The 24,433-nt window shown below is 38.5% G+C and carries 15 protein-coding genes; 10 read left to right on the top strand and 5 right to left on the bottom strand.

Annotated elements, in window-relative coordinates:
• Positions 1–41: 41 nt before the first annotated feature.
• Together BKO01S_RS16915 and BKO01S_RS16910 are read right to left on the bottom strand one after the other, a co-directional pair.
• A complete protein-coding gene (locus tag BKO01S_RS16915) occupies positions 42–614 on the bottom strand; it encodes a hypothetical protein (protein ID WP_066056769.1) in 573 nt (190 codons plus the stop codon).
• A 64-nt stretch (positions 615–678) separates the two neighbouring features.
• On the bottom strand, positions 679–2,625 hold the full coding sequence (locus BKO01S_RS16910) for a primary-amine oxidase (RefSeq protein WP_066056767.1): 1,947 nt from the start codon (positions 2,623–2,625) through the stop codon (positions 679–681).
• 200 nt (positions 2,626–2,825) lie between these two features.
• On the opposite strand from BKO01S_RS16910, the gene BKO01S_RS16905 reads away from it, so the two are divergent.
• Positions 2,826–3,632 carry a helix-turn-helix domain-containing protein gene (locus BKO01S_RS16905; protein ID WP_066056765.1) on the top strand — a complete coding sequence of 269 codons (807 nt, stop codon included), beginning with the start codon at positions 2,826–2,828 and terminating at the stop codon, positions 3,630–3,632.
• A gap of 37 nt (positions 3,633–3,669) precedes the next feature.
• Here the strand turns inward: BKO01S_RS16905 and BKO01S_RS16900 are convergent, their stop codons facing one another.
• Positions 3,670–6,051, bottom strand: coding sequence for a beta-glucosidase (locus tag BKO01S_RS16900; protein WP_232311266.1), 2,382 nt, complete (start codon positions 6,049–6,051; stop codon positions 3,670–3,672).
• Positions 6,052–6,268: 217 nt separating this feature from the next.
• Here BKO01S_RS16900 and BKO01S_RS16895 point away from each other — a divergent pair, with 217 nt between their 5' ends.
• The 6 genes from BKO01S_RS16895 to BKO01S_RS16870 all read left to right on the top strand — a co-directional run bounded on the left by BKO01S_RS16895 (position 6,269) and on the right by BKO01S_RS16870 (position 17,004).
• Entirely contained in the window at positions 6,269–8,773 is a 2,505-nt protein-coding gene (locus BKO01S_RS16895) for a GH39 family glycosyl hydrolase (RefSeq protein WP_066056763.1), read from the top strand.
• Between the two features lie 255 nt (positions 8,774–9,028).
• Positions 9,029–10,342 carry an MFS transporter gene (locus BKO01S_RS16890; RefSeq protein WP_066056761.1) on the top strand — a complete coding sequence of 438 codons (1,314 nt, stop codon included), beginning with the start codon at positions 9,029–9,031 and terminating at the stop codon, positions 10,340–10,342.
• Positions 10,343–10,424: 82 nt separating this feature from the next.
• A complete protein-coding gene (locus tag BKO01S_RS16885) occupies positions 10,425–11,330 on the top strand; it encodes an alpha/beta hydrolase (RefSeq protein WP_066056760.1) in 906 nt (301 codons plus the stop codon).
• Between the two features lie 411 nt (positions 11,331–11,741).
• On the top strand, positions 11,742–12,404 hold the full coding sequence (gene pgmB / locus BKO01S_RS16880) for a beta-phosphoglucomutase (protein WP_066056758.1): 663 nt from the start codon (positions 11,742–11,744) through the stop codon (positions 12,402–12,404).
• Positions 12,401–14,125: a glycoside hydrolase family 3 protein gene (locus BKO01S_RS16875; RefSeq protein WP_066056756.1), complete on the top strand. Its 1,725-nt coding sequence runs from the start codon at positions 12,401–12,403 to the stop codon at positions 14,123–14,125. The genes pgmB and BKO01S_RS16875 overlap by 4 nt, the downstream gene beginning before the upstream one ends.
• A gap of 35 nt (positions 14,126–14,160) precedes the next feature.
• A complete protein-coding gene (locus BKO01S_RS16870; protein ID WP_066056754.1) occupies positions 14,161–17,004 on the top strand; it encodes an alpha-L-rhamnosidase in 2,844 nt (947 codons plus the stop codon).
• Positions 17,005–17,300: 296 nt separating this feature from the next.
• Here BKO01S_RS16870 and BKO01S_RS16865 read toward each other — a convergent pair whose 3' ends face one another.
• Positions 17,301–18,437, bottom strand: a complete 1,137-nt coding sequence (locus tag BKO01S_RS16865) for an MFS transporter (protein WP_084362127.1) — start codon at positions 18,435–18,437, stop codon at positions 17,301–17,303.
• 285 nt (positions 18,438–18,722) lie between these two features.
• Here BKO01S_RS16865 and BKO01S_RS16860 point away from each other — a divergent pair, with 285 nt between their 5' ends.
• Together BKO01S_RS16860 and BKO01S_RS16855 are read left to right on the top strand one after the other, a co-directional pair.
• Complete coding sequence (locus BKO01S_RS16860) at positions 18,723–22,181, top strand: glycoside hydrolase family 3 C-terminal domain-containing protein (RefSeq protein ID WP_066056751.1); 3,459 nt, start codon at positions 18,723–18,725, stop codon at positions 22,179–22,181.
• 291 nt (positions 22,182–22,472) lie between these two features.
• Positions 22,473–23,156 carry a helix-turn-helix domain-containing protein gene (locus tag BKO01S_RS16855; protein WP_066056750.1) on the top strand — a complete coding sequence of 228 codons (684 nt, stop codon included), beginning with the start codon at positions 22,473–22,475 and terminating at the stop codon, positions 23,154–23,156.
• 42 nt (positions 23,157–23,198) lie between these two features.
• Here the strand turns inward: BKO01S_RS16855 and BKO01S_RS16850 are convergent, their stop codons facing one another.
• Positions 23,199–23,552, bottom strand: a complete 354-nt coding sequence (locus tag BKO01S_RS16850) for a winged helix-turn-helix transcriptional regulator (protein WP_066056748.1) — start codon at positions 23,550–23,552, stop codon at positions 23,199–23,201.
• A gap of 193 nt (positions 23,553–23,745) precedes the next feature.
• On the opposite strand from BKO01S_RS16850, the gene BKO01S_RS16845 reads away from it, so the two are divergent.
• A complete protein-coding gene (locus BKO01S_RS16845; protein ID WP_066056746.1) occupies positions 23,746–24,390 on the top strand; it encodes an FMN-dependent NADH-azoreductase in 645 nt (214 codons plus the stop codon).
• Positions 24,391–24,433: the final 43 nt, after the last annotated feature.

The raw sequence follows: 24,433 nt of genomic DNA, 5'->3' as shown, positions 1-24,433 counted from the left end.
ATTCTTCTCACACTTTATGACGAGTAAATTATGTGGAGTTATTAGTGTGAATGGTTATGAACGTTGGGGGTATCTTCAACTTCTGCTTTAGATAAAGATTGTAAAACTCCTATCGTACTAATAAATGTTAAGCTTAATATAAATACAGTTGAGTAGATAATAACTTTTGAATTCAGCTTCTTTTGCGGCTTTTGTTCTTTTCCATTCATTAAGAGCAACAATATTGCGAGTAAGCTTATTAGATAGATGACGTCAGCAGCAATGACCATAGTGACTACTTCTTCAGTGGATAGCATAACCCCTAACATCGCTCCCATCATGGCCCCCATAAAACTCGATGATTGCGCCTCTATGATTCCGTTTATCCCAAACACTCTTCCTATCAAAAAAGCAATAATAGCAGATAGCATAATGGAAGCTATAGTTGAGATGGCAAGTAGGTGAGGAATCCAGATGGCAATAATTAAGCCTATGGTGACACTACTAGTCATACCGAGTAACATCGGAATGCACTTTGCTAAAGAGGAATTCGAGTTATGTTCTCTTACACTTCTACTAGTACTAAAGTAAATGCTATATGCAATGACCATCAGTAAACTAATCCAATTAATCATTTGTATCTCTCCTTATTTATTAAGGAGAAGAATGTTAGGTCTTCTCCTTAATACCCAGGTATTGTTAGTGACAATTTGTTTGATTGTTCATATGACAAGTAGATCCTTTGGCCTTTGGGCGTGGTAAATCAAGTGCAGGGTTACGATCAAAGAACCCTACTGGTTTTAACTGGAAGTTAATATAAGCAGTTGGCATGACAGGCCAGTCTTCCGGACGTGTGATGTGATGATGTCCCATGGTGTACCATAGTACGATGTCTTCGTTCTCAATATTTCGATTGGCTGATACATATTTTGGAAGGCCATCTCCGCCTTTATGTTGGTTTGGGTAGTTTCCAGTGGCATATTTTTCATTCGAATCGTACTTAGTAACATAAAGATGGTTATTAAGGAATCCAGCCCGTTTTATCACACTAGAGTCCTGGCTAGCGTAAGGCAAGCAGTTTTCGCCAGGCATGATTTTATATCCAACTGGCGTACCAACCGCATTTAATGAATTCGGATTAATCACCTTCCACGTACGTTGTGATGCAAAATCCATTGTTCTTTGAGCTTCCTGTTCCGTTTTGAATGTTTTTGCCTCAATATAAAATGCATTGTTATTTGGGTTATGAGGTCCTTTCGTTTCAGGCAGGGTGCTTACTTCTACGACAGAGTTTTTCTTCCCATCTAGCATGGTATCAAGGCGGAAGTTAAAGAAATGCTGGTGATAAGCCGCATTTAATTGAGGAGCGATTTCCGTACCGTATTTAGATTTGCCAGTCTCATCAAATGTACCAGTATTCAGCATCCCGGTTAACTTCACTTCACTTTCAATCGTTCCGTCTTGATAGAAGCTCCAGTAAAAACCATAGTCATAATTTCCGACTGTACAGAAAAAGGAAATAACTAATCTGCGAGAACGACGCGTTTCGACTTGGTCGGTTCTCCAATCTGTATGTTTCCAAGCAACTCCATAATCTTCCTCGTGAAGACAGATCGCATTAGGGATTGTACGTACATTTCCTCTACTGTCTGTCATGACTGCATCAAAATATCTTATTTCACCTAAACAGTCACATCCTAATGTTAATGGGTTGGCAAGCTGCCCCATTCCGTATTCTCCTGCATCAAAAGCATTTTGCGTGTTATGGGCGAAGCTTCCCTCTGCATAAGGTACAACCATTTCGGATAAAGCTGCACGGTATAAGATAGGACGAATCGTACCTTTATCCTCATATCCTACTGTGTAAAGAACGAGTCCTTCTCGTGGAGTAAATCCAAAGCGTAAATGCCATTTTTGCCATTTAATATAATGGCCATCTACTTCAAAGCTTGGACCTTCAGGTTGAATAATCTCTAATGGTTTCAAATCTGTTCGGAGTGTAATACTATCGGATGTTTCAGGAGTATAGTTTGCATCCGTAGGAGGGAGTGGCCGAATACCATGGTCCTCAAACCTATGGACCTCCATTTTATTCAAATCTACATAAACTACTATTCCTGTTAATGGGTAAGCATATCCATTATCAGTTGGGAATTTCCTTACCCAACAAATCGCTCTAGCTAGCCGTTTCCCTTCATCCTCTTTTATACCGAAGTTCCCAGCCGACCAAGGGTCAACCATAACTAGATCCGTGTTTGTGATTCCCCGTTTTAGGAGAGCAGCTTGAAATTCTGGGCAATCTTTAACTACCTTTTCACACTCCTCAAATTCATCAAGCATAATTCCCGGTTGGACTCCTGGGATGTGTTCCCATGTAACAACTGTTTCGTTTGTAATTGAAACAACTACCTCGTAGGTTTGTTCTGAATTATTATCGAGGATGATAATAAAAGCTTCCCTTTCGATTTCCTCTCCCATTTGAAAATTTAGAACAAAGTCTTTCTCAGGTTCATTCAATACGACAGTAACAAATCTTACATGTTCATTTAAGTTCTTCTCTTTACGTAAAATGGCTACAGCTTTTGAAACTTCTTCTCCTGTTAAAGGCTCTAAGGGATGCTTCACCTTATTCATTACTTTTTGCATTTGTAGTTCCTCCTTGTGATTGGTTGCTCTAAATATACGAAACATTCAGAACTATATCATTGTAAAAAAAGGAACTATGTATCTTTTAGTGACAAATAATGTGATATCTCCTGACATAATATGAGGAGGTTGTTGTAAAAGGGGTTATAATGATTCTCAACTTGTATATGGTGAAAATGTTTGTATGAAGGAGGATGAAAATGACTTGGTTATTTAACCCTACGCAGCCGGAGATGATCAAAAATAGTTATTATTATGAGGAAGAAAGACCTCCAGTAATTTTACAAAAGAACGTGTCTTTATTCTATCAATTTAGAATTAAAGAAACGTCCTCAGGATCTCTACCGGTTATTCCAGATGGTTGTATAGATCTACTTTTTTGCTTTGACTCCACTAAACCGTTTGCGGTCGTTGCAACTAGTCCCCTTCAAAGATGTACTTATGAGTTCAGAAAGGATGCAGACTATTTTGGTGTGAGGCTTTATCCTGAACAAGGCACTTTGAAATTTCAATGCTCTTTAAAGGAACTCATTCAACATCAGCAAATCCCTTTATTTGATGCATTTACCTTTCATCCTTCCATCATAGAAGAACTAGCTGAACAAAAAACCTTACATGATCGGATGATGTGGTTTACTTCTTTTTTGACTTCGATAACCTATGAGGGGAATTATGACTTAAATCTAACAAATTTTTGTTTAGATAAGATCTATTCCTCTTATGGGTCATTGAATATAAGGCAATTGTCTTCCATCACAGGTTATACCGACCGATATATCCGTAAAAAATTTGACCAATATATTGGTTTTTCACCAAAAGAATTTTGCCAAATTGTTCGATTACAAAAAACTATTCAAGAACTGTTAGATTTTAGCAAGAATATTAAGGATGAAACGGTAGATGATTTAGGCTTTTTCGATAAATCTCATTTTTATAAGGAATTTAAGAAATATATGTCCATTACGCCTAAGCAATATAAAGACCTCTTTTTGGGTTACAGTCATTGAAAAAGCCAATATCAGTAGTTGATATTGGCGTTTACACTTAATTTTTACTTAGTCTATCAATTTCTACTTCTGGCTCTAGCGAATTGCTCACTTCTTCTACAATGATATCTTTTGCAACTGTGAAGGTTGCTGTCCCTTTAATATTCTCTGAGGAAGCTCCGACCTTTACCGTATATACACCTTTTTCTACAATCCAATGATTTTTTTCTTCGTCAAAGGATGCAAGGTCTTTGGCATTTAAATCAAACTTTACTAGTTCGCTTTGGTTTGGCTTTAGTTCTTTGGTTTTTCCAAAGGCTTTTAATTCGATTTCAGGCTTTTCGAGTTTTCCGTCAGGAGCAGAAACATACACTTGGACGGCTTCTTTTCCAACAACATCCCCCGTATTTTTAATGTTTGCAAATACGGTAATTTGATCTTTAAATTTACCTCCCTGATTCACTCGAACATTACTGTAATCAAAGTTTGTATAAGACAATCCATATCCAAACTCATAGGCAGGCTTTACATCGAACGTTGAATGGTACCGGTAACCAACATAAATGTCTTCTTCATACACAACCTGAGTAGGGTTCTCTGCTGGTGTTCCAGGGAAGTTTTCAGAAGAAGGCACATCTTCATATTTCACAGGGAAGGTGGTCGCTAGCTTTCCAGAAGGGTTTACCACTCCACTTAATACATCGGCTACAGCATCTCCCGCTTCCTGTCCCGGTTGCCATGCTAGAAGGATGGAATCCACTTGATCTCTCCAACTAGCTATTTCAACAGGTCCACCAATATTAAGGACAACCGCCACTTTCTTTCCAGCAGCATGGTAGGCTTTTGAGACGTTTTGAATCATTGCTTTTTCCGTATCTGTTAGAAGGTAATCACCCTTTACGTTCTTACGGTCCACGCCTTCACCAGAATTTCTTCCAATAACAATCACTCCGATATCGGATTCATCCTGTACTTTTTCAATCTGGTTCGTATCTAATACCATCTCCGGAATGACTGGTATTTCTTTTCCAAAGTCCTCTCCCCATGGACTTGGTTTAATTTTGTATTCTTCCATTTGTCTTAACTCACCAATATAATTACTATATTGACTCACAAGGTCTTCATGTAGGGAATAGCCTGCGTGCTTTAATCCATCAACAATAGACACGGTATACGCTGCGTTTACATCTCCACTACCCGTACCACCTTTGACTGTCTCAATTTGTGCGGTACCAAATAAAGCAACTTTATTTTCTTTCTTAAGTGGGAGTGCATTTGAAGCATTCTTTAATAGGACCATTCCATCTGCTGCAGCTTGACGAGCCACTTGGGCGTGAGCTTGAAGGTCTGGATTGTCAGAATGGTTATAGTTTTTAAAGCTAGGAGATTCCACGACGAAGTTTAAGATGTTTTTCACGTTTCGATCCAATAACGACTCATCTAAGCTCCCGTCTCTCACGGCATTTGCTATTCTTTCTGAGCTTTGAGGGAAACCAGGCATAATCTGGTCATTTCCTGCTCTCATTTGGGCAACTGGATCTGTTCCAGCAAACCAGTCAGTCATTACATAGCCATCGTAGCCCCAGTCTCCTCTTAAAACCGTTGTCAGCAATTCTTCGTTCTGTGATGCTGGAGTACCATTTAACAAATTATAGGAACTCATGACCGCTTTCGGATGAGATTCCTTAACTGCTATTTCAAAGCCTTTTAAATACAACTCTCTTAGAGCTCTTTCAGAAACGATGGTATCAATGGTGAAACGATTGGTTTCCTGATTATTAGCTGCAAAGTGTTTGATGGTCGCACCTACTCCATTAGATTGGACACCATTTACTAAGGCAGCCGTCATTTTACCAGCGATCAAAGGATCCTCGGAAAAATATTCAAAGTTTCTACCGGTTAATATATTACGGTGAAGGTTTAGAGCGGGTGCCAGCAATACATCCACACCGTATTCCTTCACTTCATTCCCTTGTGCTTGCCCAACCTTATTAACCACACTTGTATCCCAAGTGGAGGCGAGCGAAGTTGCGATTGGAAAAGCAGTGGTATAATACGTTTTTGATTCTCCAGGACGTATTGGACTAATTCTTAATCCAGCCGGTCCATCCGCATAATACATAGCGGGAATTCCTAATCTTTCAATGGCTGGTGTTCCTCCGACTGCACCTTGAACCGGTAGTTTAGGAATTGTTAAACCGGGCATACCTACGCCAACTACGAGTTTTGCTTTTTCCTCAAGTGTCATCGCTGCGATGACAGCATCAATGGAGGCTTTGTCTACTAGTTGGGGTACTTCACTTTGGGTTATTTGTTCTGTCTTTGCGCCTTGCTCTGCTGCGAATACTCCTGTTTGCAAGCTCAAACCCGATAAAGCAATACCTGTTGCTAAAACAATGGAAGTTAATTGTCGTCTTCTCTTCTTCATTTTTTTTAACATTCTTATCCCCCCATAAATACGCAAATGAATTGGTAACGCTTTCACCACAATCTTACCAACCGAAATGGAAATTTTCAGAAGCTTTAAAATGGAATATTTTAGTATTACTAGTAATATTTCAACCCAGATTCTATGAAAAATGATCATACGACAACATTCCCTTTTAAACGACAGAAAGGTATACTTGAAAAAATAGGTTAAAAGTCGGGTGAATACAATGAACTTCACATATGAAATTATTGAAATGAATAAGGACTTACCGATACATATTTTTCTTCACAGTGTTGATTACGTTACGAACCATTGGCATGACAGCATTGAAATCATCTTTGTATTAAAAGGGAAAGTAAGCGTTTCAGTTAATGATAAAAGATACGATTTAAATGAAAAGGATATTTTCCTTATCAATGCCAATGATATTCACTCCATACAGCACCAGGAAGATAATTTATTACTTGCACTTCAAATTCCAATCCCTGATTTGAAGAATCATATAAAAGATGCAGATTCCTATGTTTTCTCTTGTAAGTCTTTTTTATTCGATGAAAGCCATCAAGGGGAGTTTAATGAAATTCGTGCATTGCTTGCACAAATGATGTGGGTGATTAATAAAGAGGGAGAAGGATATGAGTTACAAATCCAATCCCTTTATTTCCAACTAATCTACTTGTTAAGGAAAAATTTCAGGGACGAAAACGTAAAGGAAAACAAAATCTCAAGCCAAAAGCATATTGATAGACTTTTACGAATCACTTCTTATGTAAAGGATAATTTTAAACAAGAAATAACACTGAACGAACTTGCGCAGATCGAGTTTCTGTCTATTCACTATCTATCTAAGTTTATTCAGAAGCATCTTGGTATGCCTTTTTCGAAGTATGTAGATAGTATTCGACTTGATCACGCGGTAAAAGATATCGTTTTTACAGATATTCCTTTAACTCAAATCGCACTTGATAATGGATTTGCTAGTGTTAAGGCCTTTAATAGGGCATTTAAGGAATTTTATCACCAGACACCAAGTGAATATCGACGTGCAGTTGAAATGGAACCAAGAAAAACAGATAGTAATAAAGTTACTCTTGCCAACTATGTTGAAATCGATAAGGACCAAGCCTTTTCTAAGTTGTTTTCGTATTTACCACAAGAGGGACAGTTAATAGAAGTGAATAATAAAGCGGTGATGAAGAAAAAGTTTCCTATTAATTTGAAAGGAAAAGCATCAAAGCTTGATCATACGTGGAAAAACCTAATGACCATCGGTAAAGCGAAAGAAGGTCTTTATACAAATGTTCAACAGCAAATAAAGGAAGTAAAAAAAGCAATGAACTTTCAGTATCTTCGCTTTCATGGGCTATTTGACGATGAAATGATGGTATACGCTGAAAACGATATGGGTGAGGCGGATTATAACTTTTTCTATACTGATCAACTATTTGATTTCTTAAAAAGCATCGATGTGAAACCATTTGTTGAGCTAGGATTTATGCCAAGGGATTTAGCTGAAAACCCAGAGGAAACTGTTTTTTATAAAAAAAGTATAATTAGTAAACCAAAGGATATGACTAAGTGGAATTCACTGATAGCGAACTTTCTTTTACATTATGAGAATAAATATGGAATAGAAGAAGTTCAGAAATGGCCTTTTGAGGTATGGAATGAACCCGATTTTGATGTGTTTTGGAGAGGTACCTTTGAAGATTATTGCTATCTATATAAAAGCACATATGACACAATTAAAAAGCACAACCCTACCTATAAAGTCGGCGGTCCTAGTATCAATACCCTTCATAGTGACTGGTTACAGGGGTTTTTAGATTTTTGTAGGAATGAGAATTGTGTGCCAGATTTTATTACGTTCCATTGTTACTCACATGAAGAAAAGGATATCAATAAGAAAAGAAAATTGTTAGACGAGGAGTCTTTTGAATTTGGTTATATTTCAAGAGACGAGGACTTTTTGAAACATAAGCTTAAACGACTAAAGGACATTCTTGCTGAGAAAGAAATGGAACAGGTGGAGGTTCATTTAACGGAATGGAATTCAACCGCATTTCACCGGGATTTGACAAATGATACAAGCTTTAAAGCAGCTTTTGTCGTTAAGAATCTACTGGAAAATATCGATGAAATTCAAAGCTTTGGTTACTGGACGTTGACAGACTTTATTGAGGAACAAAGGGTAGCTCTCGAAACGTATCATGGTGGACTTGGATTAACGACAAACAATGGTATTCGAAAGCCTGCCTTTTATGCGTATGAGTTTCTAGGAAAACTAGGAGATGAGCTACTAGCTTCAGGGGATGGATATTTTGTTACTAAAAATTCTAGAGGATATCAAATCCTTCTTTATCATTATTGTCATTACGACAGATTATATTGTATGAATCAGCATGCAAATATTAATCTAATCGATCGCTATAAAGTATTTCTCGATAAAGATGATCTTCGAATGACTCTTCAAGTAACTGGTTTGGATAAAGGTTTTTATAAAATTAAGCAACACAAAATTAACCGCGAGAGTGGTAGTAGCTATGACCAATGGGTTGAAATGGGAGCACCTATTCAAATGGATAAGGAAGAAGTGGACTACTTAATGCATTCTTCCGTGCCTAATAAGTTTATTAGAGAGGTAAAAGTGGATGGAGAATTGATCTTAGAAGAAACTCTTCAGCCCCACGAAGTCCAATTAATAGAAATTTTCCCACAAAGAACGCTTTAGGCAGGATAAAATACCTGCCTTTTTTTGTTGTAGCTAGTCAGTTAGAAAAGTCCTTTCTGAGTAGAAATGACAATTTACGGTCTCTCTTTGCACAAATATCGGATAGTGTAAAGGTTTTCATATGCCTATAATGAAGTACATAGGAAGCGTTTCCAGGATAAAAAGAAAAAATTGTTCATTCTGCACTTATGTTATGTAGTAGTTTTATAGGATTTTTGAAAGCGCTTAGGTAGTTAATAAAGGGAGGTTAATCAAATGGAAAGTGTAACATGGAATAAAACACCGCTATTTCGATTAGTTTTTGCAGCTATTTTAGGAGTAGGTACAGCAGTTGCTCCTCTGGTATTATTAGGTTTTGGTCTCATTCAGTTTAATATCATTCGACTTGTTGGAGAGGAAAATGTAACCGCTGTTTATGGGATGGTTGCTGGGATCGGTGGTCTTGCGATTGTATTTTTAGGTCCTCTAGGAGGGGTGATCGCAGATAAGACTCGCTTGAAGTTTGGTAGAAGAAGAACGTGGATGATAGCAGGAAGTATCGGTGGTGCATTATCCATGCTGTTATTAACATATGCCCCATCTATTCCGGTTTTAGTGGTTGGCTTTTGCTTAGTTCAATTCTTTTATGGAATGGTTTCTCTGTCTTGCTTTGCGATTGTACCTGAACAAGTAGACCCTGAAAAGTTTGGTCGTGTATCTGGACTGATTGGTGCAGCGGCTCCTGCGTTCGTTATGTCAGGTCAAATGATTATGGGTGTGTTTGCAGATTCAACGGTTCAACAGAAATTGGTAGCAATTGCTATTATTCAGTTAATTGGGGGAATTGCAGCCGCATTACTTGTAAAAGATAACTACTTTGCTGGTACAGAACAAGCCTCAAAGAATACACCAATTTGGAAGCGGGTACAAAACTTCTATCCTAGTTATAAGAAACACCCAACATTCACATGGGCATTGTTAACAAAACTATTTATTAACGTTTCAAATGCTGGATTATCACTATTAACTTTGTTCTATATAGCCAGATTCCATCTAGGCGAAGCAGATATCTTTAAATTAATGGCTTATACGGCACCTTCTATTATGTTAATGGTTGTTGCAGGAATTCTTGGAGGCTTCCTTTCTGATAAGGTGAAGAAGCAGAAACCTTTTGTTATGGGGGCAGCGTTAATAACGGGTCTGTGTCTCGTTGCATTTGCTTTCTCTAAAGATATCAAATGGGTCATTGTTGGTAACTTTATCTTCAACTTTGGTTTTGGGATGTACACGGCTGTTGATAATGCACTAGTTAACCGTATTCTTCCTTCAAAACTGGATGCAGGAAAAGACTTATCAATTATGAATGTTACCGTTCAGCTATCTTCTGCATTAGTTAACTTTGCTGCACCAGCCGTCATTGCACTAGGTGTCGCCTGGTTTGGTGGAGATGGATATACATTATTCTTCCTACTTCTCGCTGGATTCTCTGTTCTTTCAGCATTAGCAGTTATTCCCATTCCGGAAATGGGAGCTCCCATTAAAGGGAAAGAAGATGATTCAGAAGAAATTCCTCATAATAAGGTAGGATAATAAGATAATTATAAAGAAATAGTTATGGGTTCGGTTTTTAGATCGGGCCCATTATTCTGTTAAATAAGGAGGAAGAGTGGTTATGTTAATCGAAAAAATGAGTCTTTGGGATAATTGTGATCATGTGTATTTACAGACTTATATTCTTGAAAATTCATTGGAATTTCAAACGGACCAAACGCGACCAGCAATTATTATCTGTCCTGGGGGTGGATATTTAGGAACATCGGACCGTGAGGCAGAACCGGTTGCTTTACGATTTGCATCTCAAGGCTATCATACCTTTGTGTTACGATATACTACATATTTTAAGGAGTGGGTAAAGGATTTTAATAATCTGCCGACTCCGAATGAACAGTCTGCTTACCCGCAGCCATTATATGATTTAGCACAAGCGGTTTTACTAATTAAAGAACATGCGTCTAAATGGTTAGTGGACCCTGAAAAGATTGCTGTCTGTGGATTCTCTGCCGGAGCGAACTTAGCTGCTAGTATGGGAGTTCAATGGAATAGTGCACTATTAAAAGAAAAATTTAGTGTTGAAAGTGATGTGTTTAAGCCTAGCGCTGTTATTCTTGGATATCCTCTAGTAGATTATCAGCTTATGAAGGAAAAGGTGGACACAGAGGCAGATCAGTTTGCTAAAGACTTTTGGAATATTGCTAGTAAGGCTGTATTTGGAACGGCCACGCCTACAGAAGAGCAGCTTTTCGAAGTTAGCCCAGTGAATTTCATTTCCTCTCAAACACCGCCAACCTTTATTTGGCACACAGCAGATGATTCACTCGTCTATGCTGAAAATGCTTTAAGATTCGCAACAGCACTAGCGCAAAAGAAGGTTCCATATGAACTGCATGTTTTTGAAAGTGGAGTACATGGATTATCTCTTTGTGATGAAACAACCGCAAATAATCCTGAGCATTTAAATGAAGAATGCAAGGTGTGGTTTGACCTAGCGGCTAGGTGGTTGAATAAACAATTTAAATAGCATTTGAACAGAAACGTTCTTCATAACCTTAATGAAGAACGTTTCTTTACTAGAATGAAAGAGAAGTGTCCTTCATAAGCCGTATGAAGAACGTTAGAGAAGGAGAATGAAAGGGAAACATCCTTCATAGCCCGTATGAAGAACGTTACGGGAGCAGAATAAGAGGAAAAAGTCCTTCATCCCCTCAAGTTTTATTAAATCCTACTACTCCAAGCTTTCCTCCACACGATAAAACCTCACTTTTTCCGGGTCAATATACGTTAATTCCATTTAGAACAAATAACGGCCCCTTTAATGTCAAAAAGGGGAAAGCGTAATCCTGTAAATTCTTATATCATAAAAATAATGAAACGCTTTCAATAATACAGTATGGTGGAAACGACCTTACTATAAGTGATAAGGATGGGATATATGAATAAGTCAGCAGTGATTTTTGATTTAGATGGAGTGATTGTCTCTACAGATGAGTATCACTACCAAGCATGGAAACACATTAGCGAACAGGAAGGAATTCCTTTCAACCGAGAGATAAACGAAAAATTACGTGGGGTCAGCCGAATGGAAAGTCTTGAAATTATCCTCAGTAATTCTACTAAAAGTTATAGCGAGAGTGAAAAACTTCTTCTGGCTGAGAAGAAGAACGAGATCTATCGCGAACTCTTAAACCATCTATCTGAAAAAGATATTTTGCCTGGTGTAAGGGAACTTATTCTGAACCTAAAAGGAAGAGGTATTAAAATAGCCATCGGTTCCTCAAGTAAAAATACACCGTTTATTTTAGAAAAAATCGGAATGGCTTCAAGCTTTGATGCGATTGCAGACGGAAATGGCATTAAAAATAGTAAGCCAGATCCAGAGGTATTCTTACTAGCAGCCCAAAAGCTTGGTGTTCGTCCAGAAGAATGTATCGTCATGGAGGATGCGGAAGCTGGAATTGAGGCTGCGATTGCTGGAGGTATGGTAGCAGTTGGAGTTGGTGCAGCTTCTACCTATCAGAACACGCATATTGGTGTTGAGGATTTAACTAAGCTCAATATTGAACAATTATTTGAGATAAAGGAGAGTTCACGATGATTCAAGTGGAAAGTAAGTACGCTCATTTAAAAACCAAACCGTTTTTTTTATCAGATAAAGATATCCAATGGATTGAAGTAACACTCCATTCAATGAGTTTACGTGAGAAGGTTGGCCAACTATTCTGTCCAATTGGTAGCTCCGACAATGAAGAAGAGTTAACTAGATTTATAGAAGAATTTAAACCAGGCGGCATTATGTATCGTCCTAACGAAGGAGCTAAAATACAGGAAACTCACCGACTATTACAGAGTCTTTCACCTGTCCCTCTATTAATATCTGCTAATTTAGAAGCTGGTGGAAACGGAATCGCCACGGATGGAACATATTTTGGGAAGCAGTTACAGGTGGCTGCTACGGACAACGAAGATATGGCCCGTAAGTTAGGAGTGGTAGCTGGCCGTGAAGGAAGAGCGGTAGGGTGTAATTGGGCATTTGCGCCTGTCGTTGACATTGATATGAACTATCAAAACCCAATCACAAATGTTAGAACATTTGGTTCGAATCCTGAACGAGTGGCAAAGATGGGGAAAGCCTATATGGAAGGCTTAAGCGAAAGTGGTGTAGCAGCAGCTGTTAAGCATTTTCCAGGAGACGGAGTAGATGACCGTGATCACCATCTATTATCTTCAGTGAACTCATTATCACCAGAAGAGTGGGACCAAACCTTTGGCATGGTTTATAAAGAAATGATTGAGGCTAATGCAAAATCGATTATGATCGGCCATATCAAACTACCACATTATTCTAGAAAACTCGTTCCTAGCATTCAAGACGAAGAAATTATGCCAGCCACGTTAGCTCCAGAACTGTTAAATGATTTATTAAGGAACCAACTAGGCTTTAATGGACTCATCATTACAGACGCGACGCCAATGCTTGGTTTTACCGTTTCGGAGAAGAGAGAAATTGCTGTTCCAAAAGCAATTGCATCTGGCTGTGATATGTTCCTTTTTAATCGCGATATTAGAGAAGATTATGAGTTTATGATGAAGGGGATTGAAACAGGTATTCTTTCAGTGGAAAGGGTAGATGAAGCAGTAACGAGAATATTAGCTTTAAAGTTGTCTATCGGATTACACAATCAAAAAATAGACGGAACAATTGTACCTGGTCAAGAGGCATTATCCGTTTTACAGAGCGATGAACATAAGAAATGGGCAAGTGAGTGTGCAGATCAATCCGTCACGTTAGTAAAGGACACACAAAAATTACTACCGATCAGCCCTAATAAATATAAACGGATCAGACTAAATATTTTAGGTGACCATAGTGGTGGCTTGAAAGAAGGAGCTTCTGTAACCGATTCATTTTTAGAAGCCCTTCAAAAAGAAGGATTTGAAGTCGATCTCTTCGATAATAGTAAGGTGAACTTTAAAGAGTTACTCATGAGTGTTCATGCTCTAAAAGAAAAATATGACCTTGTTTTATATGTAGCGAATCTAGAAACGGCAAGTAATCAAACAACTGTCAGAATTGATTGGATGCAGCCTTTAAATGTAAATGCTCCTTGGTTTGTGAACGAAATTCCGACAATGTTTATATCGGTAGCCAACCCTTATCACCTTCAGGATGTACCAATGATAAAAACATATATTAATGCCTATTCGTCAAATGAGTTTGTCGTTCAGTCAGTGATTGATAAAATAACTGGAAGATCAGAATTTAAAGGTACAAGTCCAGTAGATGCGTATTGTGGAAAATGGGATACTAGACTATAAATAGAAAGAGTACTAGTTAAAAGGAGACTCTAATCATGAAGATAATAAATTTGAAAACCAATCGTATAACAAACCCTTTGGGATTTGATCTAGGAAAACCAAGACTGTCTTTTATCACCTGTGAAACAGAAGCAAAAAAGCAAACAGCTGCACAAATCCAGGTGGCTTTAGATATTCATTTTACTGATATCGTTTTCAATAGTGGAAAAAGTCAAGACATAGACAGTCTAGCTTTTGAACTGCCAATCGAACTAAAACCGTATACACGCTATTTCTGGCAAGTGACCGTATGGGCAGATAATGGGGATGTGGCAACTAGTGATCCCGCTTGGTTTGAGACAGCAAAGGGCGAGGAGCAATGGGAGGCTAGCTGGATTACACCAGAACTAGATAAAAGTATCGAGCCTGTATTAATGAAGGATTTTAAAATTGAAAAAGAGATTGAATCTGCTCGAGCTTATGTTTGCGGGTTAGGTTTATATGAAATTGAAATCAACGGTGACAAGGTCGGGAACGAATATTTAACACCGCACTTCAATGCTTATCATAAATGGCTACAGTACCAAACCTATGACATTTCAGAACATGTGAAAAATGGACAAAACATGGTAGAAGTAATGCTAGGAAATGGCCTTTATAAAGGAAGATTTGGTTTTGACGGAGGTACCTCTGAAATTTATGGAGATAAGTTTGCACTTCTATGTGAAATCGTAGTTACTTTTAAGGATGGAACCAATCAACTCATTACCACAGATACTACTTGGACAGCGAGAAAAAGTAATATTCTAGAAAGTAGCATTTATGATGGTGAGGTGTATGATGCAACCTTTAATGATCGTACAGCCTATAACGTCCAAGAAATCGATTTAGGGTTTGATCAATTAAAAGCAAGATTGAGTTTACCTGTTGTAATTAAAGAAACCTTACAACCGATAGAGGTCCTATATACACCTGCGGGTGAGACCGTGTTAGATATGGGTCAAAACATGGTGGGGTGGATCCAATTTAAAAATCGTACTCCTAAGGGTGCGGAAATTACATTAGAGTATGGCGAGCTTCTTCAGGAAGGTAATTTCTATCGTGAGAATTTACGTACAGCTCAGGCGAAGTTTACGTATATATCCAATGGAGAAGAAACGCTTGTAAGACCACACTTCACTTTCTACGGTTTCAGATATGTAAAAGTATCTGGATGGCAGGGTGAATTGAATCCTGATGATTTCACAGGATGTGTATTGTACTCAGATATGGACCAAACGGGACATATTGAAACGAGTAATCCTTTGGTGAACCGACTATTTTTGAATGCATTATGGGGACAAAAAGGGAACTTTTTAGATGTACCGACCGATTGCCCGCAGAGAGATGAACGGATGGGTTGGACGGGAGACGCACAAGTCTTTTCAGGAACGGCCTGTTTTAATATGGATTCGTATGCTTTTTTTAGTAAATATGGATATGATCTTTGGAAGGAACAAGAGGATAAAGCTGGTATGGTCCCAATGGTGGTGCCAGCTACAAATATTAATGGTGGCGGTTCAAGTGCATGGGGGGATGCAGCTACCATTATTCCTTGGAATGTATATTTGCATTATGGAGATAAAGCGATATTAGGACAGCAATTCGATAGCATGAAGGCTTGGGTTGATTATATAAAAAGAGCAGATGACGAATCCGGTTCAAAGAGGCTTTGGACGACAGGCTTCCATTTCGGTGATTGGTTAGCATTAGATGGGGAGAACCCTAATTTTCCGACTGGTGGAACGGAAGTAAACTTTATTTCATCCGCTTATTACTGCTATTCTGCAGGGATTGTGGCAAAGGCAGCCAAAGTGTTAGGCATGGGGGATGTCTCAGAAGAGTATGAAAAACTATCAAATGAGGTAAGAACAGCGATCCAGGACGAGTACTTCACAAAAAATGGCCGACTCGCATTAAATACGCAAACGGCATTAATTGTTGCTTTATTTATGGAGTTAGTTCCTGAAGAATTTACCGAAAGAATCGCTAATGATTTGCGTGCCAAGTTAAAGAATGATGGTAATCATTTAAAGACAGGCTTTGTGGGAACTCCGTATCTTTGCAGAGTCTTATCAGAAAACGAAAGCAATGACGTAGCTTACACATTGTTACTAAATAAAGATTATCCAAGCTGGTTATATGCAGTAACAATGGGGGCAACAACCATCTGGGAGCGCTGGAATTCTGTACTGCCAGATGGAAAAATAAGTGGTACCGATATGAATTCCTTAAATCACTATGCTTACGGTTCAATTGTGGAATGGATGTATAGAACTATGGCGGGAATTAATCCAGTAGAAGATCAACCAGGATTCCGTCATATTAATTTAACTCCTCAGCCAAACAGCAGAATCAATCATGTAAAGGCTAGTTTTCAGTCGGCGGCTGGTTTGTATGAGAGCCAATGGTCCATTGATGAGGAAGGAAATCTACACTTTGCATTCACAATTCCATTTAATGCAACTGCTACACTTGTATTGCCAGATGCAGCATTACAAACGGTATTGATTAATGGTCAACTGTTAGAAGAGTCTGGATTATCCGCACAACAAATGCATGAGAATGTACAGGTAGAGTTGGAAAGCGGAGTATGGGAAGTTAGCTATACTCCAACGAATGCTTATATCGAAAGCTACAGCACTGAATTTGCCTTATCCGAATTACTTTCCAATGAAGAGGCAAAAAGTATTCTAGTGGCAAAGGTACCACAGATTTCTATGTTACCTGAGGATATGATAGGAAAAGTCGGACACTTATCCTTGAGAGAAGTGGCAAACAAACCGTTTTTACCTGTACCTAGAGAAGTATTGGATGAATTAGATGGAATGTTAGCTAAAGTTCAGGTTCGTTTTGAATAATGATAGATTTACGAAAAGCAGACAACTACTGTCTGCTTTTTTATATTAACGGGGAAAATCCCGGATGTAACGAAGTTCATCGAGCAAATGAAGATTATTTGAAGCAGAAAAGCGGTAGCAAATGAAGTTCATCGAGCAAATGAAGATCATTTGAAGCTTAAAAGCTGGAGAAAATGAAGTTCATCGAGCAAATGAAGATCACTTGAGGCTTAAAAACCCTAGCAAACTTAGTTTAACGCTCTTTGGGTATGTTAGTTGGTGTAGATAAGTTTGCGAAAGGTCAATAGAACTCCAATTTAAGTATAATTATCCGAACTATTCACCTTCTCTGGTCGAATCAAAAACGTTCCCGAAACCAAGAAAACCCCACTTACCAAAAACACAGACATCATTCCAGCTGAGGCACCAATCACTCCAAAGAATAAAGGCGCAATCAGCTGTGACAATCGGTTGGTTGTTAGACGTAGCCCAAGAACTTCTCCGGTCCTTGTTTTTGGAGATGCATTGTACGTCGTCGTCATAGAAAGAGGTTGACCACAACCCAATCCCAATCCCATCAGGGAGCTCAAAACGCCCATAAAGAGCACATTCTCTGAGAATGGCATAAGCAGAAAGGAGGTTCCGGCTATAATGATGGAGATAAGTAGTACCCTATCCCTACCCAATAGTTCTACTAATCTCGGTAGAAAAACGCGTACAACAATCATCGCTAATCCTTGAACAGCTATAATAATTCCTATCGTGGAGTCAGACAGTTGGAAGCTTTTTGCGTATAAAGGGAAATAGGCAACAAAAATATCTCTTGAGTACAATACTAAGGCACTTGAAAATAATGCTTTTTGTAATAATGGATTTTGTAATAGTCTAATAGAAGATAGCATTCCATTGTTATTTGTGGAAGCTTGTCTTTTGATTACAGGGAGGAAAAAGGTAAAAACAACAGGGAGTATCCCAATTAGAATGGATAGTAAAAAAGCAAAAGAATACGAAATATGCTCTGTAACATATCCTCCGATGATGGGCCCGATTAATGCACCTGTTGCTACCGCCATGCCTAACATACTGAAGTAGTGGTCACGATTCTCTCTCGTTGCACTGTTCCCTAGAACATTCTGTAAGGAAACAGGAATAAATACACTTCCAATCCCTACAAAAAACTGGCTGATAAACAAGGCCCACATGCTTGGGAAAAACAATGGAACAGCCATGCCAACGATAATTGAAAATAACCCAATTAGAACAGGAATACGATCTCCAAGTTTATCTGCCAATTTACCGGCTTGAATCGCAAATATTAGAGGGAACAAGGCAAAGGCTGCTGTAAGGATACCTATTTCAAAGGGTGAAGCCCCGAGCTCTGAGGCATATAACGTAATGACCGGTCTCGTCATATTAATGACGGTTTGAAACCCTAAGGTAATAATAAAAACCATTCTTAACACCAATTCAATCACCTCAATCTGTAAAACATCTCTACTGACTACTTATAGTATACTGTTCATTTTCCCTAGTAAAAATTAGGAAAATCCTATGAGTAATGATAACTAAAATGAATTCACTTTTACCCGAGTTTATCCTCTGTCTTAAAAATGTGTACACAATCGAAAAAATAGCACACTATCGATAAACAATAGATAGGGATTAAAATAGTTTTATAGGAGACCGGTCCCTCCATTAATGAAAGCGCTTAATAATATATCCGAGAGGAAGTGCTGTAGTTGAAGAAATCCCGCCTTTCTACAATAGGGAGAAAATCACTGTCCGTATTGCTTATTACTTCGCTAACTGCAAGTATGGTTGGATTCAAAGCTCCAGAAAAACAAGCCGAAGAGAACATCGTATTTAAAAATCAAGTTGGTGGGGTATTTGATGGTATGCCGTTATTTGATGGTGTGCCTGACCATCTTGATGAGTATGTGGATGCTTATTTTGAGTACACAGGTCTAGAAGGACCAGCTGTATATGCAACTGGTTCGAGAAACCATTACACCTTACAGCGTGGTCCCAATAAAGGGAAGGTGATTCCTGGTGCTCTTTCAGCAGCTGACAATGTTCAAGGGATTTCAACGGATTTCCCTGCGCTAGTAGGAATGGGGCAAACCTGGAATAAAGAACTTCTTACGGATATTGGGAAAGTAGTAGGAAGTGAGAAAATTAGTACATTAAAAGTGAAGCAAGGGGAGTCAAATATTCATGGCGGAGCAGATCCTTCTCCAACGGTTGCATTTACGGTTGTAAGCGATATGCGAATTAATCCGTTAAGCGGTCGATTTGACGAGGGGTTTTCCGAGGATGTTCATATGGCTGGTACGATGATTGATAATATGGCAGCCGGTCTTAGTGGCACGGATCAAGAAAAAAGTGAAGATGGATTTTGGATGCGTGCAGCTGTTGGTACGAAGCATTACTCTGTATATAATGCACAGTGGTTCCGTCAAACAGCAAATAACAGTGCCGGTGCAAGATCTATTTTTGAATATCAGACGAAAAGTCCATTGAAAGCATTAAGCTCAGGTTCAGTAGCTGGGGTCATGACTTCATTTGGACGTACGAATGGAATTCCGAATATCCTTTCACCTTATCAAATTCACGCTAATAATCATTCTAAGTACGGTGTATACAGCTCTCCTGACTTTAATGGAGATGCTCATGTTTTTGGAGCAAATGCGCAAGGAAATGGGTATGATACGCAATATGCGACCGATCGAACAACTGCAACCATCTTAATGATATTAGCTGATGCAAATGCTGGTCGTCCTGGACCAAACCCTCAAAATGCATTAAACGATGTAGCAGCTGTAGTTGACGCAGTTGAAGAAGGAAAGTACGGGGTAACAAAAGAGGATTTAATAGATGCGGCTCGTCCACATGTGAATCAAATGGTTCGAGTAGGTATCTTTAATGAAGTAGATGAAAACGGAATTCCAAAGAACTATCCGTTTGCTGAAGAGGCGAAGGATGTAAGGGAGGAGCTTGCTACATATAGTGATCCTGAACATCAGGAGGTAGCTTTACGGGCTGCGCAAGAAAGTATTGTTCTTCTAAAGAACGATGGAGCCCTGCCACTCGAGAAAAACAAAAAGGCTGCAGTTTCTGGAGTTTATGCTGATTCAAGATTTAAGACCACATACTCTGCAAGAACAACGCCAACTATTGATAACTCTGGGATCTCTCCACTATTGGCAATTATCAAAGCCAATGGGGCAAATAATGTTTCGTATGATCCTGCCGTTGAAGTAGTTTCATTAAAATCAAAACTAAATGGTCAGACCGTTACAGCTGATGAAAATGCAGCAGATGTATCAAAGGGTTCTCAGCTTGTTACAACAGCCCAACCGTTAGATGTAAATAACCCTGCTCATCTATTTGAAGTATTTGATTGGGGTCAAAAGGGGTATAGCTTACGGTCCGTGCTGAACGGAAAATGGATGACTTCTCCAACAACAGGGAATGCATCAGTTGAAAACACCAATGCAACACCATTAAACTTAACTAATAATGACTGGGATCTAGCTCAGATGTTAGGGAATACAAGTGCGATTCCTCCAACTATTCGAGTAGAAGAAAATGCCGATCAAACCGTTTCCCTTGTCGCAAGTGGATACAGAACAGGATTCTCAGGGGATTTCACAAACTGGTATTATTCAAATGGTCGAGTAATTGCAACCGGTGCCGATGGAAAATTGAAAACAGCGTCATCCACGATTGGAAATGCTGAAAATGTACTGAATCGAAATGATGATGTGAAATTTGAACAAACCGTTGTCAAAGAAGTAGGAGCGGAAGCTGTAAAACGAGCAAAAACGGATGATTATGCCGTTGTATTTGTTGGAGCTATACCACGCCATAGTGCGGGAGAAGGAAATGATCGCTCTGACTTAAATATGGGAGATGCAGATTACGAGTTGGTTGAAAAGGTATCGGCAGCTTTTGCTGCAGAAGGGAAAAAGACGGTTGTTGTTGTAAAATCGAGCTTCCCAGTCGGAATGGAGCCCATTCAAAATAACCCGAACGTTTCAGCAATTGTTTATCAACCATATGGAGGTCAGTATGATTCCTATGCCCTAGCTCAAGTGCTATATGGAGACTACGCACCAACTGGACGCCTTTCTTCAACATGGTATGCAGATATGTCTGCATTCCCAGAAATCAGTAAGTATTCCATTCCAGAAGGAAATACAAGCATTACATTGGATGATATAGATCCAAGATTCACGTTGGATATGACGAATGCCGATCCAATAGAACAAGAATTAACTTATATGTACACAAAGGCTCCTGTCACATACCCATTTGGTTACGGATTATCTTATAGTAGCTTTACGTATAGTGATTTTGAAGTGCCTAATAAGGCTTCTGAGCAATCGCCTTTTGAAGTAGCGGTACAGGTGAAAAATGAAGGTACAGTTAATACATCTGAGGTTGTTCAGTTGTACGCCAAAAATAAAAAATCTACTTATGGGGAATATGCCCCTCAAAAGCAACTCGTAGCTTTTGAAAAGGTTTCGTTGCAAGCTGGGGAAACAAAGAAGGTTACGCTCAAGGTTGATCCTAAGGACCTAGCTATTTGGGATGTAAATGCTGGAGATTTCCTTGTAGAGGAAGGAAACTATGTATTGATGGTTGGTTCTTCTTCTGAGGACATTAAAGCAGAAAGTACTGTCTCAATTGACGGGGAATCTTTTGCAGCTTTACCAACCAATAAACCTTTTAATGTGTTCGACCACTCGTTTGCTTCAAATGAGGTTGTCTATCATGAAGTCTCAAAAGCGAGAACAGCCGAAAGCTTAAAAGCCGAAAAAGTTGTTGGTAAATATCATGCTGTTCGTTCAAAACAAGATGGTTCATGGGTAGCCCTACCAAAAGTAGTGTTAACAGGTTCGAAGAAAGTTACGGCTAGCGTTGCTACGGACATAGCAGGTGGGAAAATTACTCTGCATGCTGGCTCTGTAAATAGCGAACCTTTCGCCGAAATAGAAGTCCCGAAAACAGCAAAGAACACCTATACAATTGAAAATGCAGGAGTTACTGTGAATGAACTGGGGTACACAGATGTAACCGTCGATCTGAAGGGGAAATTGCCGAAGGGTCTTAATACGGTATATGTCGTGTTCCACGCTCCAGATCTTCGAATTGATAGCTTATCATTCGAAGTAGGTCAACCAGTAAAGAAATAATCAAACTAAGCAAGAGACCATAGTCTGTCTAAAAGACGCCTGTGGTCTCTTTTTTTAGTTACACCTAAAAAATACAGACATCAACCAAAAAAGATAGCGTTTTCAGAATTTTAGAAATCTTAGTATGATATAAGTATCAAATAAATTAAAAATTTCTCCTTCTGATCTTCCAGAATAATATTCTAGTAAATACCCTCCAATGATATGTTTGACTATCCAGAAATCATATACCCATTTTATTCAATCTATTAAAATGGAATTTTATTCCATAGACAAGGAGTTGATACCACGATGTTAAAGGCCACCAAATTTGAAAATGAGGGGATGGTTTTAACAGAAGAGGAACTAACAATAAAAAAGCGATCACTTCTACTCAGTCTCCATACTCTAGACCTCGAAGCGTTTTTAAAAAAAATAGAGGAATTTAATTGTTCCATGATAGAACAGAAATTAGATCCAGAAATAGTAAAAGGCAAAATGCTAAGACTTATTTATCTAAGTATGGAGGTAGCTAAAGAAAGTCTTTGGAAAAAGGGATATTTGCCGCATTTGGAAATTGCCGACAAGCACTCGTCATTAGAACTATGTCATTGGTTTACACAGCAAATGAAACAAATTTTTCAATGGGTGGAGAATAATCAAGTAGAGCCAAAACATATCGCCATTGAGCGTGCTCTCCATTTTATCCAAGACAACTACAATAAAGAACTTAGTCTACAAGAAGTTGCTGAGCATTCAAACATAAGTAGTGCTTACTTTAGTGTGTTATTTAAGGAACAAATGGGAGAGTCTTACATAAAGTATGTGACGAAGTTAAGGATTGAACAGGCAAAAAAGTTGCTGCACAGTGGAGCAAAAGTAAACGAAGTAAGTGAAAGTGTTGGTTATAATAATTATCGGCATTTTTCAGAGTTATTCAAGAAACATGTAGGGGTGACCCCAGGTTATTATCGAGATAAACAATCAAAAGCGTAGGGGCTTCAAGCATAAAAGCAAAAGCTGCCAACCAAGGCAGCTTTAATAGTTGTTACTATTTATTACCTTTTTTTGTTTCATATGTAAATTATGTTGTGTTCCCCAATCATGCATGGCTCTTAATATGGGTTCTAGGCTTTTCCCATACTCCGTGATGGAATACTCTACCTTTGGTGGAACCTGTGGGTAAACCACACGTTGAACAATGTCTTCTTCTTCTAATTCACGTAGCTGATTGGTTAACATCTTCTGAGTAATTCCAGGCATACTTCTTTTTAATTCACCGAATCGAAGAGTTCCTTTTGTTAACAGGTGCAAAAGGATAATGGGCTTCCACTTTCCAGTTAATATATTTAATGCGTCATCCACACGACACAACTCAGGTTTTATTTCCAACTTCATTTCCTCCTTTATATAAAAATGTATTTGAACGAAATGATTCTGTTGCTATACAGTGGTATACATTATGATACTATACCACTTTTAAGTGCGTACTTAACAATTATTTGACTCAGATTATAATAATTATAGTTAGGTTAGACGGTATGGATAGCCTTGCGAAGTAATAAAATTGAGGAGAGAATATAATATGAATATTTTAGTTGTAAAAGCAAATAACCGCCCTGCTTCAGAGGCGATTTCTAGCAAAATGTACGAAACGTTTATGGCAGAGTTAGAGGGAAAAGACGTAAACGTTACAGTTTATGATGTATTTGAAGAAGATACACCATATTTTGGTCAAGAGCTTTTTAATGCATTTGGTAAGGTTCAAAATGGTGGAGAATTAACAGACGTTGAATCACGTCTTTTGGCTGCAAAACAAAAAGCAATGGATGTACTTTCTAATACAGATGTTGTTGTTTTTGCATTCCCATTATGGAACTTAACGATTCCTGCAAAATTACAAACATTTATTGATTATGTATATGCAGCAGGTTTTGCTTTTAAATATGATGAGTCTGGAAACATGGTTAGCTTAATGCCTGAAAAGAAAGCTATTTTCCTTAATGCTCGTGGTGGGGTATATTCAGCTCCTGAAGCAGCGCCGATGGAAATGGCTGTGAACTATATGCGTAATGTTTTCGGTGGAGTGTTCGGAATGCAGATCATTGATGAAGTTGTTATTGAAGGACATAATGCTATGCCAGATAAAGCACAGGAAATTATTGCTTCAGGTCTAGAAGAAGTAAAAGCATCTGCACAACGCTTAGTTGAGTTAGCACTAAAGGCATAATTGTAACAGTTCAACAAAGGAACCCCTAATTAGGGGTTTCTTT

The organism is Robertmurraya korlensis NBRC 107688, assembly GCF_001591645.1.
GTDB lineage: Bacteria > Bacillota > Bacilli > Bacillales > Cytobacillaceae > Robertmurraya_A.
Note: the sequence above shows the minus strand (reverse complement) of the source record. Positions and strands in the feature narration are given on the sequence as shown.

Excerpts from the sequence above, each read along its gene's own strand:
- BKO01S_RS16900 (WP_232311266.1), bottom strand. The coding sequence starts at position 6,051 with ATGTTAAAAAAAATGAAGAAGAGAAGACGACAATTAACTTCCATTGTT.
- BKO01S_RS16875 (WP_066056756.1), top strand. The coding sequence starts at position 12,401 with ATGATTCAAGTGGAAAGTAAGTACGCTCATTTAAAAACCAAACCGTTT.
- BKO01S_RS16885 (WP_066056760.1), top strand. The coding sequence starts at position 10,425 with ATGTTAATCGAAAAAATGAGTCTTTGGGATAATTGTGATCATGTGTAT.
- BKO01S_RS16870 (WP_066056754.1), top strand. The coding sequence starts at position 14,161 with ATGAAGATAATAAATTTGAAAACCAATCGTATAACAAACCCTTTGGGA.
- BKO01S_RS16855 (WP_066056750.1), top strand. The coding sequence starts at position 22,473 with ATGTTAAAGGCCACCAAATTTGAAAATGAGGGGATGGTTTTAACAGAA.
- BKO01S_RS16865 (WP_084362127.1), bottom strand. The coding sequence starts at position 18,437 with ATGGTTTTTATTATTACCTTAGGGTTTCAAACCGTCATTAATATGACG.
- BKO01S_RS16905 (WP_066056765.1), top strand. The coding sequence starts at position 2,826 with ATGACTTGGTTATTTAACCCTACGCAGCCGGAGATGATCAAAAATAGT.
- BKO01S_RS16890 (WP_066056761.1), top strand. The coding sequence starts at position 9,029 with ATGGAAAGTGTAACATGGAATAAAACACCGCTATTTCGATTAGTTTTT.
- BKO01S_RS16915 (WP_066056769.1), bottom strand. The coding sequence starts at position 614 with ATGATTAATTGGATTAGTTTACTGATGGTCATTGCATATAGCATTTAC.
- BKO01S_RS16910 (WP_066056767.1), bottom strand. The coding sequence starts at position 2,625 with ATGCAAAAAGTAATGAATAAGGTGAAGCATCCCTTAGAGCCTTTAACA.
- BKO01S_RS16895 (WP_066056763.1), top strand. The coding sequence starts at position 6,269 with ATGAACTTCACATATGAAATTATTGAAATGAATAAGGACTTACCGATA.
- BKO01S_RS16845 (WP_066056746.1), top strand. The coding sequence starts at position 23,746 with ATGAATATTTTAGTTGTAAAAGCAAATAACCGCCCTGCTTCAGAGGCG.
- pgmB (WP_066056758.1), top strand. The coding sequence starts at position 11,742 with ATGAATAAGTCAGCAGTGATTTTTGATTTAGATGGAGTGATTGTCTCT.